This is a genomic window from Pseudomonas agarici, from assembly GCF_001543125.1.
Classification (GTDB): Bacteria; Pseudomonadota; Gammaproteobacteria; order Pseudomonadales; family Pseudomonadaceae; genus Aquipseudomonas; species Aquipseudomonas agarici.
The window spans coordinates 1,959,766-1,973,120 of the sequence record NZ_CP014135.1 but is presented as its reverse complement, the minus strand read 5'-3'; the positions used below and the strand labels follow the sequence as shown (position 1 = coordinate 1,973,120).

Below are 13,355 nucleotides of genomic sequence, written 5' to 3'. Positions count from 1 at the left end.
CGGTGAAATAAGTGCGAAGGTCGAGCGACCGGCATAGCCCTCTGTCGTGGAGTGCTCGGGTATACTGCCGCGCTTTGTAATGCCCTGCCGACGGTGGCTATGACGGGAGAAATTCCTGTTTACGGTTTTTTCCGTGAAAACGGTGAATTTTCGACCAGCCTTGAGGCAGGGGTGTTTCGGTGATTTTTGGAGTGGTTATGCTCGAACAGGCTCAGCGCGTGCTCAAGGACATCTTCGGTTACGACAGCTTTCGTGGTCGTCAAGGTGCCATTATTGAGCGCGTGGCCAACGGCGGCGATGCTCTGGTGCTGATGCCCACCGGTGGCGGCAAATCGCTGTGCTTCCAGGTTCCTGCGTTGTTGCGCGAGGGGCTCGCGGTGGTGGTTTCGCCTCTGATCGCGCTGATGGACGACCAGGTCGCGACGCTGGAAGAGCTGGGTGTGGCGGCGGCCTCCCTGAATTCCACCCTGAGCGCCGAGCAGCAGCGCGAGTTGGCCTCGCGAATCCGCCGTGGTGAAGTAAAAATGCTCTACCTTGCCCCCGAACGGCTGGTACAGCCGCGTATGCTGGCGTTCCTGCAGAACCTCGATATCGCCCTGTTCGCCATCGACGAGGCCCACTGTGTGTCGCAGTGGGGCCACGACTTCCGACCGGAATACCTGCAACTTGGGCAACTGGCCGAAATGTTTCCGAATGTGCCGCGTATCGCCCTGACCGCCACCGCCGACAAGCGTACCCGCGAGGAGATCGTCAATCGCCTGCACTTGCAGGAGGCCGAGCGTTTTCTCTCCAGTTTCGACCGACCGAATATCTTCTACCGGATCGTGCCCAAGGAGCAGCCGCGCAAGCAGTTGTTGGCGTTCCTCTCGCAGCGCCGTGGTGATGCCGGGATCGTTTATTGCCTGTCGCGCAAGAAAGTCGATGAAGTAGCCGCGCTCCTCTGCGAGCAGGGTTTTCCGGCATTGCCGTATCACGCCGGCTTGCCCAACGAAACCCGTGCGGCCAACCAGAAGCGCTTTCTCAACGAGGAAGGCTTGATCATGGTTGCGACCATCGCCTTCGGCATGGGCATCGACAAGTCCAACGTGCGGTTTGTGGCGCACCTCGATTTGCCCAAGTCCCTTGAGGCCTATTACCAGGAGACCGGTCGTGCTGGCCGCGACGGACTGCCGGCGGACGCCTGGATGGCCTACGGCCTGCAGGACGTGGTGATGCTCAAGCAGATGCTCCAGAACTCCGAGGGCGACGAGCGCCACAAGCGCCTGGAACATCACAAGCTCGATGCCATGCTGGCGTTGTGTGAGGAAATCCGATGCCGACGCCAGACCTTGCTGGCCTATTTCGACGAAGACCTGCCGCAACCCTGCGGGCATTGCGACAACTGCGTCGATGGTGTGCGCACCTGGGATGCCACCGAGCCGGCACGGCAGGCGCTGTCGGCGATTTACCGCACAGGGCAGCGCTATGGTGTCGGCCATCTGGTGGATGTGTTGCTGGGCAAGGAGAACGACAAGGTGCGCAGCTTCGGTCACCAGCACCTTTCGGTGTTCGGCGTGGGCAAGGCGCGTGGCGAGAGCGAGTGGCGCTCGTTGTTCCGGCAACTGGTGGCGCGCGGGCTGGCGGATATCGACCTGGAAGGCTACGGCGGCCTGCGTCTGACCGACACCTGCCGACCGTTGTTGCGGGGGGAAGTTAGCCTGGAGTTGCGCCACGAGCTCAAGCCGCAGACCTTGGCCAAGAGCGTCTCCGCCAGCCCGGCCAGCCAGTTGGTGCGCGGTGAAGAACGTGAGCGCTGGGAAGCCCTGCGTGCCCTGCGGCGCAAGCTGGCCCAAGAGCATGGCGTCCCGCCGTATGTCATTTTTCCCGATTCCACTCTGCTGGAGATGTTACGCAGCCAGCCGACCTCTCTGGCGGAAATGGCCCGGGTCAGTGGCGTCGGCGCACGCAAGCTGGAGCGTTACGGTGAAGCCTTCCTCGAAGTGCTGGGCGGCGAGGCCGAGGCGCCCAAGGTGGTTGCCGATATCCGCCATAAGTTGATCAGTCTGGCCCGTGCCGGGATGACGCCCCTGCAGATTGCCGGCCAGTTGCAATGCTCGGAAAAAAATGTCTATACCCTGCTGGCTGAAGCCATCAGCCGCCAGCAATTATCGCTGGAGCAGGCCCTGGACCTGCCCGAAGATCTGCTTGGCGAAGTGCAGGATGCATTTCTTGACGGTGAAGGCCAATTGCCCGCTGTGACGGAGATTGCCGCGCAGTTCGTCGGGCGCGTCCCGGAGGGTGTTCTGTACTGCGTGCGGGCGGCCCTGCAATCCGAATTCGAATCATAAGGAGCAGGAAATGGACTATTGCCGGGGTTTCGCTGTTTTAATCGCTACCCGTCATATTTGCATACAGCGTAGACCTTGCCTCCGGCCGAGCGTCATGCTTAGCTGACTAATAATTAGTTTTGTCCTGTTTTCAGTCTATCCATGAGTCTTTTATGTCGTTAACCGATGAACACCGTTTTGGCATGCAGTTGGCACACATGTCCCGAGGCTGGCGCGCCGAGCTGGATCGTCGCCTGGCCGGCCTGAGCCTGTCGCAAGCGCGTTGGTTGGTATTGCTGCACCTGGCACGTTTTGCCCAGGCGCCTACCCAGCGCGAGTTGGCGCAGAGCGTGGGTGTCGAAGGACCGACCTTGGCGCGGTTGCTCGACAGCCTGGAAACCCAGGGACTGGTACAGCGCCAGGCAGTACTCGAGGACCGCCGGGCGAAGAAGATCGTGCTCTGCCCCTCGGCCTGCCCCTTGATCGAACAGATCGAAACCATTGCCACTGCCTTGCGCCATGAGCTGTTTGTGGGGATCGACGAGGAAGAGCTGCGGATATGCATGCGGGTTCACAGCCGGATTCTGGCCAACTTGGAAAAATCCTGAGGCATTCTCATTCTGTCGGATTTGGAGAATCTTCGGTCGGCATACTATAAGAATGAGTGGTTCTGTGTAGTGTGTTGGCATTCCGAGCCTTTTCGGGGCCGATGAGGTTTAAGGGATACTCATGCTCGAGAGTTTGCAGTCCGTGTTGCGGTGTTCCACTGAAAAGTCCCCAGTGACCAAGATGCGCCTGTGCTGGATGGTGATCGCGCTGGTGTCACTGTTGCATTCGGCACTGACCTCGGCCATGGGACTGGGGGATATCACCCTGCATTCGGCGCTTAATCAGCCGCTCAATGCGCAAATCGCTCTGGTCGATCCCGGCGAGTTGGCCGAAGGCGAGCTCTCTGTCAGCCTGGCGACCCCTGAAGAGTTCTCCCAGGCGGGGGTCGAGCGGGTCTTTTTCCTCAACGACCTGCGTTTCACGACGATCCTGCGGGGTAACCGCAGTGTGATTCAGGTGCAGTCGAACAAGCCGGTCACCGAACCTTTCCTGAATTTCCTGGTGCAGGTTAACCGACCTAATGGCCGCTTGTTGCGTGAATATACGGTGTTGCTCGATCCACCGGGCAGTTCGAGCGTCTACAACCTGCCGGCGCGCGGCGCGGCGTTGGAACCACAGGCGCCGCTGGCCGATATCGCGCCTCCGGCAGCGGCCCAAGGCAAGCGTTATACAGTGGTCAAGGGCGACAGTGTCTGGATTATTGCCAAGCGTCTGCAGGCCGGCGGCCAAACCAGCGTCGACGAGATGTTCCAGGGTATCCGCGCCCTCAATCCCGGCAGCGAGCAATTGACAGTGGGCCAGAGTTTGTTGCTGCCGGACGTCGCTGTCGTGCCGGGGGCTCCTTCGCCGACGGCTGCTCCGAACCTTGCGGTCCCGGCGACCGACACTGCGGGCAACGCCGAGCAGTTGGCGGCGGCGAGCCTGGAAAACCAGCAACTGCAAAAAACAGCCGAGCAATTGCGGGTCAGGCTGGAGGCCCAGGATGAGCAGATCAGCCGCGACCAGAAGCAAATGGGCGACCTGCGAGCCCAGTTGGCGGAGCTCAAGGCCCGGGCCGCTGCCGTGCCCGTCACGGCACCCGCGCCAGTGGTGGCGCCTCCGGTGGTCGCCCAACAGTCCGGCGAATTCAGTCTGCCGCTGCTGGTTGCCCTGGCCTTGCTGGTTCTGCTGCTGGCTGGCGCCCTGATCGTGCGCCGACGGCGGCGGTTGGCACAAATGGCCGTCGAGCCCGCGCCTGTTGCACCGGTGGGTCAGGATACGCCGATGGTCAGCCAGATGGTTCCCGCCGCCGCGCCGGTGGTCGTCAGTGCTTCGGCGACGCGGATCGAGCCGGTGGCCGAAGCGCTGGCGACAGCACGGCGCGAGACCAATGAAGTCCCGGATGCCCTTGAGGGGGTGAGTATCTACATCGCCTATGGCCGCTTCAGCGAGGCCGCCGGTATTCTGCGTGAAGCGATGCTCAAGGAACCCCAGCGCACGGACCTGCGCTTGCGCTTGCTGGACATGTTAGCCCTGCAGGGCGACAGTACTGGCTATGCGCTCGAGGAGCAGAGCCTGTTGGCGTCCGGCTTCAGCGAGGCGACATTACGCGAGCTGCGCTCAAAGTACCCGAAACTGCAAGCCGCTTCGGTCTCCCCTGTGGTTGCGACCTCCGAGCCAGCCCCCACGCCGGCATCTTCAGGCGTACCGATGGTACCGGTCGCCGCGCCTGTACTGGCGGCCGAATGGATGGAAGCGGTGCCCAAGGCCGAGGCCAAGCCGCTGGAGGATGAGTTCCAACTCAATCTCGACGACTTGTCGATGGATGCCGACTGGGATCTTGCCGGTTCGTTCGAGGACGCACCGCGGCAGGGGAACAAAGCGGCCCTCGATTCGTCGGTACTTTCCGGTACCGATCCGGTGTCGACCAGTCACCTCGACGAACTCCCTGAAGTGTTCGAGATGCCTGAGGAGCAGTTCCTCTGCGATTTTGCCGAGCCAGAGCCCGAGTTGTTCGCCGAAACCGAGTTGAGCTTGCCGTTGACGGGCGATGCCTCGGACGACGAGTTTCTTGAGCATTTCATGGACGATGCCCAGCCGCTGGACATCGAGCCGCTGGAAGTGGACTTCGCCAGCCTGGAACGTGAGCAAGCCTGTGCGAGCAAGCTGGAGCAGGCGCAGGCCTGCATCACTATCGGTGAGCTGGACAACGCCAGCCAGTTGCTACACGAATTGCTCAGGGAAGCTGACGAGGCCCTCAAGCAGGTGGCCCGCACGCTGCTCGCCAGTATCCGTTGACTGCCCGGCGCCCGAGACGACAACGCCGCACCCCTGCGCGTGGCGTTGTCGTTTCGGGCTTCAGAAGGTTTGCCCGAGGTTGAGGTAGAGGGCTTGCTGGTTGTCGTCATTGATGCCATAGCTGAAGTTCAGCGGGCCCAGTGGTGTGTCGAAGCCAAGGAAGATACTGGCGGCGTTGATGTAACCGCTGTCGAATGGGTTGTCATTGTTCCAGGCCCGACCACGTTCCAGCGAGGCGCCCATATATAGCGGGAAGTCCAGCGGCAGGTAGGCGCGCGGAGTGAGACGCCGGTAATACACGGCGCGCATCAAACTGATGTTCTGCCCGCTGAGCGAATCCTGGCGAAAACCCGACAACTGTCGGGCACCGCCAAGCAGGAAGCTCGACGTCACCACTTCGGACTTGTCCAGGGTACGCCCGTAGCGACCGCCGAGGATCCAGGTGTCCGCCCCCCGGCTGAGGGCTTTGTCCAGTTTCATCTCCCACTGCCGGTAGCGTTGATCGGAACCGAGGTTGGGGTCGAACTGCCGCAAACTCAGACCGATGTCCTCGCCGCTGTGGGGGAAGTAAACGTTGTCGAGGGAGTCGAAGGAATACTTCAACTGGTAGAAGCCCTCGCTGAAGCTCACCCGCGGCAGGTCGCGATCGCCAATCTTGACATCGGCCTTGCCCCAGGCTTCGCCGATGCCGAAGCGGATTTCACCGTTATTGGCGATCTGCCGTCCGAGGTTTATGCCCAAACCATAACGTTCCAGCCGATACTCGGCGATGGGGTCACTGTCGAGTGTGGCCTCGACGTTTTGCGACAGGGCATTGACGTAAGGCGCGACAAAGTAGCGCGAGCCCTCGTCCAGAGGCTGGTAGAATTCGCTGTAGAGGTCCTGTGTGTCGCCGATCTGCAAGCGTGTCAGCCACTCGCCGCCGAGGCGGTTGATGCCGTTGACCCGATAGCTGGCACCAATATTGAAAGCGCTGTCGCCGCGCAGGTCGTCGGACAGGTTCAGTCCCAGGCGCAGGTAGTCGGTACCGCTGCGTTTGCCTCGTGCGTTGATGACCAGGGTGTTGTCCTGGCCCTTGTGTACCACCCGGTATTGCACCTGCTCGAAGTAGTCCAGGCCATAGAGCGTGCCCATATCCGTTTGCAGGCGGCCCAGGTCAAGCGGTTTACCCAGGGCCTGGCGGATGTAGTAGCGAATCACCGAGTCGCCGACTTTCGAGTCGTTCTCGATCTTGATGGCAGTGATGATCGGTGTGCGTTGTTGGGGGGTGCGAGCGGCATTCAATTCGGGATCGAGTGTTTGCGCCGGGCGCAGCGAGGCCAGGCGTGCGTCGAGAACACGTGTCGCCCGATAACCGGCATCGATGATCTCCTGAGCTCGGCCAAAGTCGGTCCCGGTGTAATTGGCCAGGCTCGGCTGGATCAGGATGTCGTCGCGTTGCAGGGTTGCCAGTTGCTCCTCCGAATTGCGCCGGGTCATCAGGGTGATTGACTGATTCAGCACGTCGACCACCGTGGTCAGTTGTTTACGCGAGCGTAGCGGGGTGCCAATGTCGACCACGATGACGAGATCGACGCCCATTTCCCGCGCCACATCCACGGGGATGTTATCGGTCATGCCGCCATCTACCAGCAGCCGGCCATCCAGCTCGACCGGGGCGAACACCGCCGGGATCGACATGCTGGCGCGGACCACTGTGGGCAGGTAGCCCTTGCGAAACACGACTTTTTCACCGCTGGCGATATCGGTGGCGACGGCACGGAACGGAATCGGCAGTTTGTCGAAATCAGCCGTGTCGCTGGCGTGGGCCAGCATGCTTTCGAGCAGCAGGGCCAGGTTCTGTCCCTGGATCACCCCCAGTGGCAGGCCGAGGCTGCCGTCATCGCGAAAGCTGAGTTTCTGTTTCACCAGGAAGTCGCGATCATCCTGTTTGCGCCGAAAGGGCATGTCCTCGCGTGGCGGATCGTCGGACAGCGTGCGTTTCCAGTCGATATCCAGGGCCAGCTTTTCCAGTTCGTCGATCTTGTAGCCGGAGGCATACAGGCCGCCGATCACCGCGCCCATGCTGGTGCCGGCGATAGCGTCGATGTGGATACCCTGTTCCTCGAGGGCCTTGAGTACGCCGATATGCGCCAGGCCTCGGGCCGCGCCACCGGACAGCACCAGGCCGACCTTCGGCCGGGGAGGTTCGGCGGTGTGCGACAGGACGGGAAGCAGGCAGAGCAATAGGCAACACAGCAGGCGGCGCATCACGGATCTCAAGGAACAAAGGGCGTTATTATAACGGCACCCAACCACCCAGGAGCCCAAGTCAATCATGTCCGCAGGTAAACCGGAAATCGTCATCACCTACTGTACTCAGTGCCAATGGCTGCTGCGCGCCGCTTGGCTGGCCCAGGAATTGTTGAGCACTTTCGCCAGGGATCTCGGCAAGGTCTCTCTGCAGCCAGGGACTGGCGGGGTGTTCCGCATCACCTGCGATACGGTGCAGATCTGGGAGCGCAAACTGGACGGTGGCTTTCCCGAGGCCAAGGTGCTCAAGCAGCGTGTGCGCGACCGGATCGACCCCGAGCGTGACCTGGGTCATAACGAATCGCGCTGAGGTCGACAACGTCATTGCCGCACGGCGCTGACGTTGTGGTGATCGACCGTTCAACCATGGGCTTACTCGGTGGTCTTGAGCTTGGCCTTGATAAAACCGACGATCAGGGTCAGGAGTGCGCCGCCGACACCACCGCTGGCGATGCTGCTGACAATGGCTGTCAGGTCCATGCCGGCGACACTGCCGCCCAGGGTGCCATTGGTAAGGGCTGAGAGCACCTGTGCCAGCAACGCTCCGCCAACCCCGCCCGCCACTGAGTTGAACCAGGGGCCGAGGCTGTATTTACCGCTGGCCGCGCCCGCGACATTGCCGCCCACGGCACCGCTGATCAGTTGAATCAGGAGACTGATGAATTCCATGGATAAACCCTCCACAGTTTGAGTAGGAGGGCAACTGGCATCGAGCTACTGCCTGGAACACTGCCGCTGTCGCCGAGCAGCCCTGGTTATCCGGATAACGACGGCTGGCTGTTGCGGATGCTCCAAGTATAGGACAGTCTCCGCAAATCAATGGGTCGAAGCCACTTCCGTGGTTTTGGGAGCGGATGCCTGGCCCAACACGCTCGACAACACGATCGCGACAATGATCAACGCGCCACCGAGCAGCATGCGCGGACTCGGATTTTCGTCGAACAATAACCAGGCGGCACTGATGCCGTACACCGGCTCCATGGCGAAGACCACGGCGGCAGTGCGGGCCTTGATTACCGCCAGGCTGGCGACGAACAAGCTGTGGGCAAGGCCGGTGCAGAAGATTCCGAGCAGACCGATCCACAGCCAGTCCAGTGCCCGGACTTCGCCCAGCCCAGACGCCGCCCAGGGTAGCAGGCAAGCGGCGACTACCAGGTTCTGGCACAGCGCCGCCTGCACTGGCGCAATCCGTTGGGAACCGGCCCGATTGGCCAGCGACAACAGGGCAAACAGCAGTCCCGACCACACCGCCCAGAGCAGGCCGCTAGTGGCTTGGCTGGCGAGGTCGAAATCAGGCGTGACCAGCACCAATCCGACGCTGACTAGCAGCACCAGGAGGATCTCGTTCAAACGGATACGCTCACGGAAAATCAACCCTTCGAGGAGCACGGTAAAGGCCGGAAAACTGGCAAAGCCCAGGGTGGCGATAGCGACACCGGCGACTTTCACCGCAATGAAGAAGCTCACCCAGTGTCCCGCCAACAGCAGGCCGCTGAGCAACAGTCGGCGCCAGTCCTGGGCCTGCAGGCGCTGCCAGCCGCCGTTGCCGGCCAGACCGGCGAACAGCGCAAGGGCGAGCACGGCAAAGGTGGCACGACCGAAGACGATGATGGCGGGAGAGGTGGCGGCGAGTTTGCCGAACACGCCGGTCAGGCCGAACATCAATGCGCCGATATGTAGGGCGCCGAGGGCGGAGCGGGGAGTCATTGCAGTCCTTGGACACGCGGGTCAGGGGCTTGTAGAGCCGAAATTGACTGACAGAATCAGCCATACAAGCCGCTAGAGTGCCAGTGATGTTACTGTCTGTCGTGTGCCTCGTGTCAATGGTCGTCAGGCTTGCGACGTGGCGATTGTCATCAGACCGTCGTGCGATTGTCATGGAGCATTAATGGCTCCGGTGCAAGCTCAGGAAAAATCCGGAGAATGCCCATGACCCGTGCGGAGCTCGCCAAACCCAGCCGTAAGCAGCGTGTGCGAACCCTGTGGATTTCCGATGTGCATCTCGGCACCCGTGATTGCCAGGCGGAGCACCTGTCACAGTTCCTCAAGGGCTATCACGCCGACCGGATCTACCTGGTCGGGGATATCATCGATGGCTGGAAGTTGCGCGGCGGCATGTATTGGCCGCAGGCCCACACCAACGTGATTCGTCGCCTGCTGACCATGAGCAAGCGTGGCACCGAAGTGATCTATGTCACGGGTAACCACGATGAATTCCTACGCCGCTATTCGAAGTTGATCCTCGGCAATATCCAACTGGTGGACGAGGTTGTACATGTCACTGCCGATGGTCGCAAGCTCCTGGTGATCCACGGCGACCAGTTCGACGTCATCACCCGTTACCACCGTTGGCTGGCCTTTCTCGGCGATTGGGCCTACGAGTTCACCCTGACCCTCAACCGCTGGCTGAATCATTGGCGGGCGCGTTACGGTTATGGCTACTGGTCGCTGTCGGCCTACCTTAAGCACAAGGTCAAGACCGCGGTCAGCTTTATCAGTGATTTCGAGGAGGCCATCGCTCACGAATGTGTGAAGCGCGGGCTCAATGGCGTGGTCTGCGGGCATATCCACCATGCCGAGATTCGCCAGGTCGGCGAAGTGGAATACCTCAACTGCGGCGACTGGGTCGAATCCTGCACGGCGCTGATCGAGCACTGGGATGGCACCATCGAACTGTATCGACTGGCCGATGCTCATGCCCGCGAGGCGCAGCTCAAGTTGGAACTGGAGAAGGTTGCGCGGGTGGGATAGTTTTTTCGACGTAGATCCGCGCTCGCCCATGCGGCGTTGCAAGCAGGTTCCTAAGGCTCATTGACGGCGGTCGACTGCACTTGCTGGTCGGTGTCTTGCCTATCCTTCGCTCGAAAGCAGTTCGTACAGACCCTAAAACGGCACCTTACCCAGCAGCATGTCGCGGTACATGGCGAAATCGCCCAGCACGCTGTAGAAAGGATACTGAAAAGTTGCCGGGCGATTCTTTTCGAAGAAAAAATGCCCAACCCAGGCAAAGCTGTAGCCGGCCACCGGCACGACCCACAGCAACCACCAGGCCGAGCGCCCGATGGCCAGGGCGAGAATGAAGATGACCAGGCTGGTTCCGACAAAATGCAGGCGCCGGCAGCTGCTGTTGCCGTGCTCGCTCAGATAATAAGGATAGAACTCGGTAAAGCTGTTGAATTTCCTTGGGTTTTCCACTGTGTAGGCTCCGTACTTCGACGACGGGTGGTGAGAGCTTCGCGGGGAGCTTATTTGAGTCTAGGGTCATTCGCTGTAACCACCAGTGACAATAGGCGCCACTTTAGTATCCTTAGGCCGTCAGTCGTAATATGCGGCTTATCATGTAAGAAAAGGCCATGAGCGAAAGAACGACTTCTGCAAGCTGGGCGATGGGGATTGTCAAAGCACTGGAGATGGACGGTCTGGATTGCCGTGCTCTTTTCAAGCAGGTAGGGCTCGATTACGCGGCGCTGGAGGACCCTGACGCACGTTTCCCTCAGGACGCCATGACACGCCTCTGGCAGCGCGCGGTAGAGCTTTCCGGCAACCCGGCGATTGGCTTGAACATGGGCAAGGTCGTGCGTCCGGCGTCCTTTCATGTGGCCGGGTACGCGTTGATGTCCAGTCGGACCCTGGCCGAAGGTTTCATGCGCCTGGTGCGTTACCAGCGAATCATCGCCGAAAGCGCGGACCTGAGCTTTCGCTTGCTGCCCGAGGGGTACGCGCTGATCCTGACTGTACACGGCGATCACCTGCCGCCGACCCGGCAGAGTGCCGAGGCGTCGTTGGCTTGTGCGCTGGCGTTGTGCGGCTGGCTGACCGGGCGCAGGCTGCAACCGCGCAAGGTCTTGGTCCAGGGGGCCCAGCCGGAAAACATCGAGCCCTACAAAGAAGCGTTTCACGCGCCGCTGGTGTTCAACTCACCCTACGACGCGCTGATTTTCGAAAAAGCCGATATGGAAATGCCGCTGCCGACGGCCAATGAAGCGATGGCCTTGCTGCATGATCGCTTCGCCGGGGAATACCTGGCGCGCTTCTCCGAGAGCCGAGTGACCCACAAGGCGCGCCAGGTGTTGTGCCGGTTGCTGCCCCAGGGAGAGCCCAAACGCGCGCGAGTCGCGCAGACCCTGCACCTGTCGCAGCGCACCCTACAGCGGCGCTTGCAGGAAGAAGGCACGAGTTTCCAGGCACTGCTTGACGACACGCGTCGCGAGCTGGCCGAGCAATACTTGGCGCTGCCACGCATGACCCTGCTGGAAATCGCCTATCTGCTGGGTTTTGCCGACCCGAGCAACTTCTTCCGCGCGTTTCGGCGTTGGTTCGAAGTGACGCCCGGCGAGTACCGGGCGCGGTTGCTGGGGACGATGGCGACGATCAGTGACGCCAGAAGGCTGGAATACACAACACGAACACTGTGATGATCTCCAGTCGACCCAGCAACATGCCCAGGGACAGGATCCACTTGGCTCCGTCCGGTAGGCTGGCGAAATTGCCCGAAGGGCCGATCACTTCACCCAGGCCCGGTCCGACTCCGGACACGGTGCTGGCTGCGCCGGTCAGGGCGGTCATCCAATCCAGGCCGAGCAACGACAGGGCCAGGGCAATCGCACAGATGGTGATGGCGAAGAAGAACGAGAAGGTCAGGATCGAACGGACGATTTCCTCGTCGAGCCGATGACCATTGTACTTCTGCTTGATCACCGCCCGTGGATGGATCAACTGGTTGAGGTTGGCCTTGAGCAGGATATAGGCCACCTGGAAACGAAAAATCTTGATCCCCCCCGCTGTCGACCCTGAGCAGCCGCCGATAAATCCCAGGTAGAAAAACAGCATCAGCGAGAAATTGCCCCACAGGCTGTAGTCGCCCAGGGCAAAGCCGGTGGTGGTGACCACCGAGGTCACGTTCAGCGCCACATGGCGCAAGGCATCGAGCCAATGCAGGTCGGTGGTCCACCAGTACCAGGTGCCGAGCACCAGCCAGGTGACCAGCAACAACCCGAGCAGGCCCTGCACCTGTTGGTCCTTGATCAACGCCTTGCGGTGCCCGCGCAGGGTCGCGACGTAGAGGGTGAACGGCAGGCTGCCCAGAATCATCACCGCCACCGCCACCCAGTGCACCGCTGGCTGCCGCCATTTGGCCAGGGACTGGTCGGAGGTGGAGAAACCGCCGGTGGAGATTGCCGACATCGCATGGTTGATCGCATCGAACAGACTCATGCCGGCCCACCAGAAGGCCAGGCTACCGAGGACAGTGATGCCGATATAGGCGGTGACGATCAGGCGCGCCACCATATGCGAGCGCGGCATGACTTTTTGCGAGCGGTCCGAAGATTCGGTCTGGAACAACCGCATGCCGCCGATCCTCAGCAACGGCAGGATCGCCACCGCCATGCCGATAAAGCCGATCCCCCCCAGCCAGTGCAACAGCGAGCGCCAGATCAGGATGCCGGGGGACATGCCGTCCAGGCCGCTGAGCACCGTCGAGCCGGTGGCGGTGATGCCTGACATGCTTTCGAAGAAGGCGTCGGCGTAGCTGGTGTGCAGCGTCAGTAGAAAGGGCAGGGCGGCGAAGATGCACACCACCACCCAACTGCAGACGGTCAGCAGGTACATGTCCCGGGGGCGCAGGTGTACCTGCTCGGGGCGCCCTGGGATCACCAGCGCCAGGCCGGCGATAAAGGTCATGGTGCTGGCCCAGAGAAACGGCGGCAGGTCGCCGGTACGTTCGAAAATCACCAGGGTCAGCATGGGCACGACCATGCTGATAGCCAGGGTAATCAGGAAGATGCCGATAATGAAACCGATGATGCGCAGGGTCGGCAACGCCATGAAATAAGCTCGGGGCAGGGGAAGGCCGTCATTCTACCTGTGAGC

At 61.2% G+C, this 13,355-nt stretch carries 11 protein-coding genes; 6 read left to right on the top strand and 5 right to left on the bottom strand.

From position 1 onward, the window contains the following. Positions 1-197 precede the first annotated feature (197 nt). The 3 genes from recQ to AWM79_RS08655 all read left to right on the top strand — a co-directional run bounded on the left by recQ (position 198) and on the right by AWM79_RS08655 (position 5,192). Entirely contained in the window at positions 198-2,327 is a 2,130-nt protein-coding gene (recQ, locus tag AWM79_RS08665) for a DNA helicase RecQ (RefSeq protein WP_060782619.1), read from the top strand. 152 nt (positions 2,328-2,479) lie between these two features. Continuing rightward, positions 2,480-2,914, top strand: coding sequence for a MarR family transcriptional regulator (locus tag AWM79_RS08660; protein WP_060782618.1), 435 nt, complete (start codon positions 2,480-2,482; stop codon positions 2,912-2,914). 181 nt (positions 2,915-3,095) lie between these two features. Then, a complete protein-coding gene (locus tag AWM79_RS08655; protein WP_167375455.1) occupies positions 3,096-5,192 on the top strand; it encodes a FimV/HubP family polar landmark protein in 2,097 nt (698 codons plus the stop codon). Between the two features lie 60 nt (positions 5,193-5,252). On the opposite strand, the gene AWM79_RS08650 is transcribed toward AWM79_RS08655, so the two are convergent. Then, the gene (locus tag AWM79_RS08650; protein ID WP_060782616.1) at positions 5,253-7,442 is read right to left on the bottom strand and encodes a patatin-like phospholipase family protein; all 2,190 of its coding nucleotides are present in this window, start codon (positions 7,440-7,442) and stop codon (positions 5,253-5,255) included. Positions 7,443-7,509: 67 nt separating this feature from the next. Here AWM79_RS08650 and AWM79_RS08645 point away from each other — a divergent pair, with 67 nt between their 5' ends. After that, positions 7,510-7,794: an Rdx family protein gene (locus tag AWM79_RS08645; protein ID WP_060782615.1), complete on the top strand. Its 285-nt coding sequence runs from the start codon at positions 7,510-7,512 to the stop codon at positions 7,792-7,794. Between the two features lie 62 nt (positions 7,795-7,856). Here the strand turns inward: AWM79_RS08645 and AWM79_RS08640 are convergent, their stop codons facing one another. Together AWM79_RS08640 and AWM79_RS08635 are read right to left on the bottom strand one after the other, a co-directional pair. Further along, the gene (locus tag AWM79_RS08640; RefSeq protein WP_017133483.1) at positions 7,857-8,153 is read right to left on the bottom strand and encodes a hypothetical protein; all 297 of its coding nucleotides are present in this window, start codon (positions 8,151-8,153) and stop codon (positions 7,857-7,859) included. Between the two features lie 147 nt (positions 8,154-8,300). Next, positions 8,301-9,191: a DMT family transporter gene (locus AWM79_RS08635; RefSeq protein ID WP_017133484.1), complete on the bottom strand. Its 891-nt coding sequence runs from the start codon at positions 9,189-9,191 to the stop codon at positions 8,301-8,303. Between the two features lie 222 nt (positions 9,192-9,413). Here AWM79_RS08635 and AWM79_RS08630 point away from each other — a divergent pair, with 222 nt between their 5' ends. Next, complete coding sequence (locus tag AWM79_RS08630; RefSeq protein ID WP_017133485.1) at positions 9,414-10,235, top strand: UDP-2,3-diacylglucosamine diphosphatase; 822 nt, start codon at positions 9,414-9,416, stop codon at positions 10,233-10,235. Between the two features lie 132 nt (positions 10,236-10,367). Here AWM79_RS08630 and AWM79_RS08625 read toward each other — a convergent pair whose 3' ends face one another. Beyond that, complete coding sequence (locus AWM79_RS08625; protein WP_017133486.1) at positions 10,368-10,679, bottom strand: Mpo1-like protein; 312 nt, start codon at positions 10,677-10,679, stop codon at positions 10,368-10,370. 158 nt (positions 10,680-10,837) lie between these two features. Here AWM79_RS08625 and AWM79_RS08620 point away from each other — a divergent pair, with 158 nt between their 5' ends. After that, complete coding sequence (locus AWM79_RS08620; RefSeq protein WP_039792811.1) at positions 10,838-11,899, top strand: AraC family transcriptional regulator; 1,062 nt, start codon at positions 10,838-10,840, stop codon at positions 11,897-11,899. Here the strand turns inward: AWM79_RS08620 and AWM79_RS08615 are convergent. Beyond that, a complete protein-coding gene (locus tag AWM79_RS08615) occupies positions 11,856-13,310 on the bottom strand; it encodes a TrkH family potassium uptake protein (protein ID WP_017133488.1) in 1,455 nt (484 codons plus the stop codon). The two genes, AWM79_RS08620 and AWM79_RS08615, sit on opposite strands and share 44 nt — an antisense overlap. Positions 13,311-13,355 lie beyond the last annotated feature (45 nt).

Coding starts and splice junctions, on each gene's coding strand:
- AWM79_RS08640 (WP_017133483.1), bottom strand. CDS start 8,153: ATGGAATTCATCAGTCTCCTGATTCAACTGATCAGCGGTGCCGTGGGC.
- AWM79_RS08620 (WP_039792811.1), top strand. CDS start 10,838: ATGAGCGAAAGAACGACTTCTGCAAGCTGGGCGATGGGGATTGTCAAA.
- AWM79_RS08655 (WP_167375455.1), top strand. CDS start 3,096: ATGCGCCTGTGCTGGATGGTGATCGCGCTGGTGTCACTGTTGCATTCG.
- AWM79_RS08650 (WP_060782616.1), bottom strand. CDS start 7,442: ATGCGCCGCCTGCTGTGTTGCCTATTGCTCTGCCTGCTTCCCGTCCTG.
- AWM79_RS08660 (WP_060782618.1), top strand. CDS start 2,480: ATGTCGTTAACCGATGAACACCGTTTTGGCATGCAGTTGGCACACATG.
- AWM79_RS08630 (WP_017133485.1), top strand. CDS start 9,414: ATGACCCGTGCGGAGCTCGCCAAACCCAGCCGTAAGCAGCGTGTGCGA.
- AWM79_RS08635 (WP_017133484.1), bottom strand. CDS start 9,191: ATGACTCCCCGCTCCGCCCTCGGCGCCCTACATATCGGCGCATTGATG.
- recQ (WP_060782619.1), top strand. CDS start 198: ATGCTCGAACAGGCTCAGCGCGTGCTCAAGGACATCTTCGGTTACGAC.
- AWM79_RS08615 (WP_017133488.1), bottom strand. CDS start 13,310: ATGGCGTTGCCGACCCTGCGCATCATCGGTTTCATTATCGGCATCTTC.
- AWM79_RS08645 (WP_060782615.1), top strand. CDS start 7,510: ATGTCCGCAGGTAAACCGGAAATCGTCATCACCTACTGTACTCAGTGC.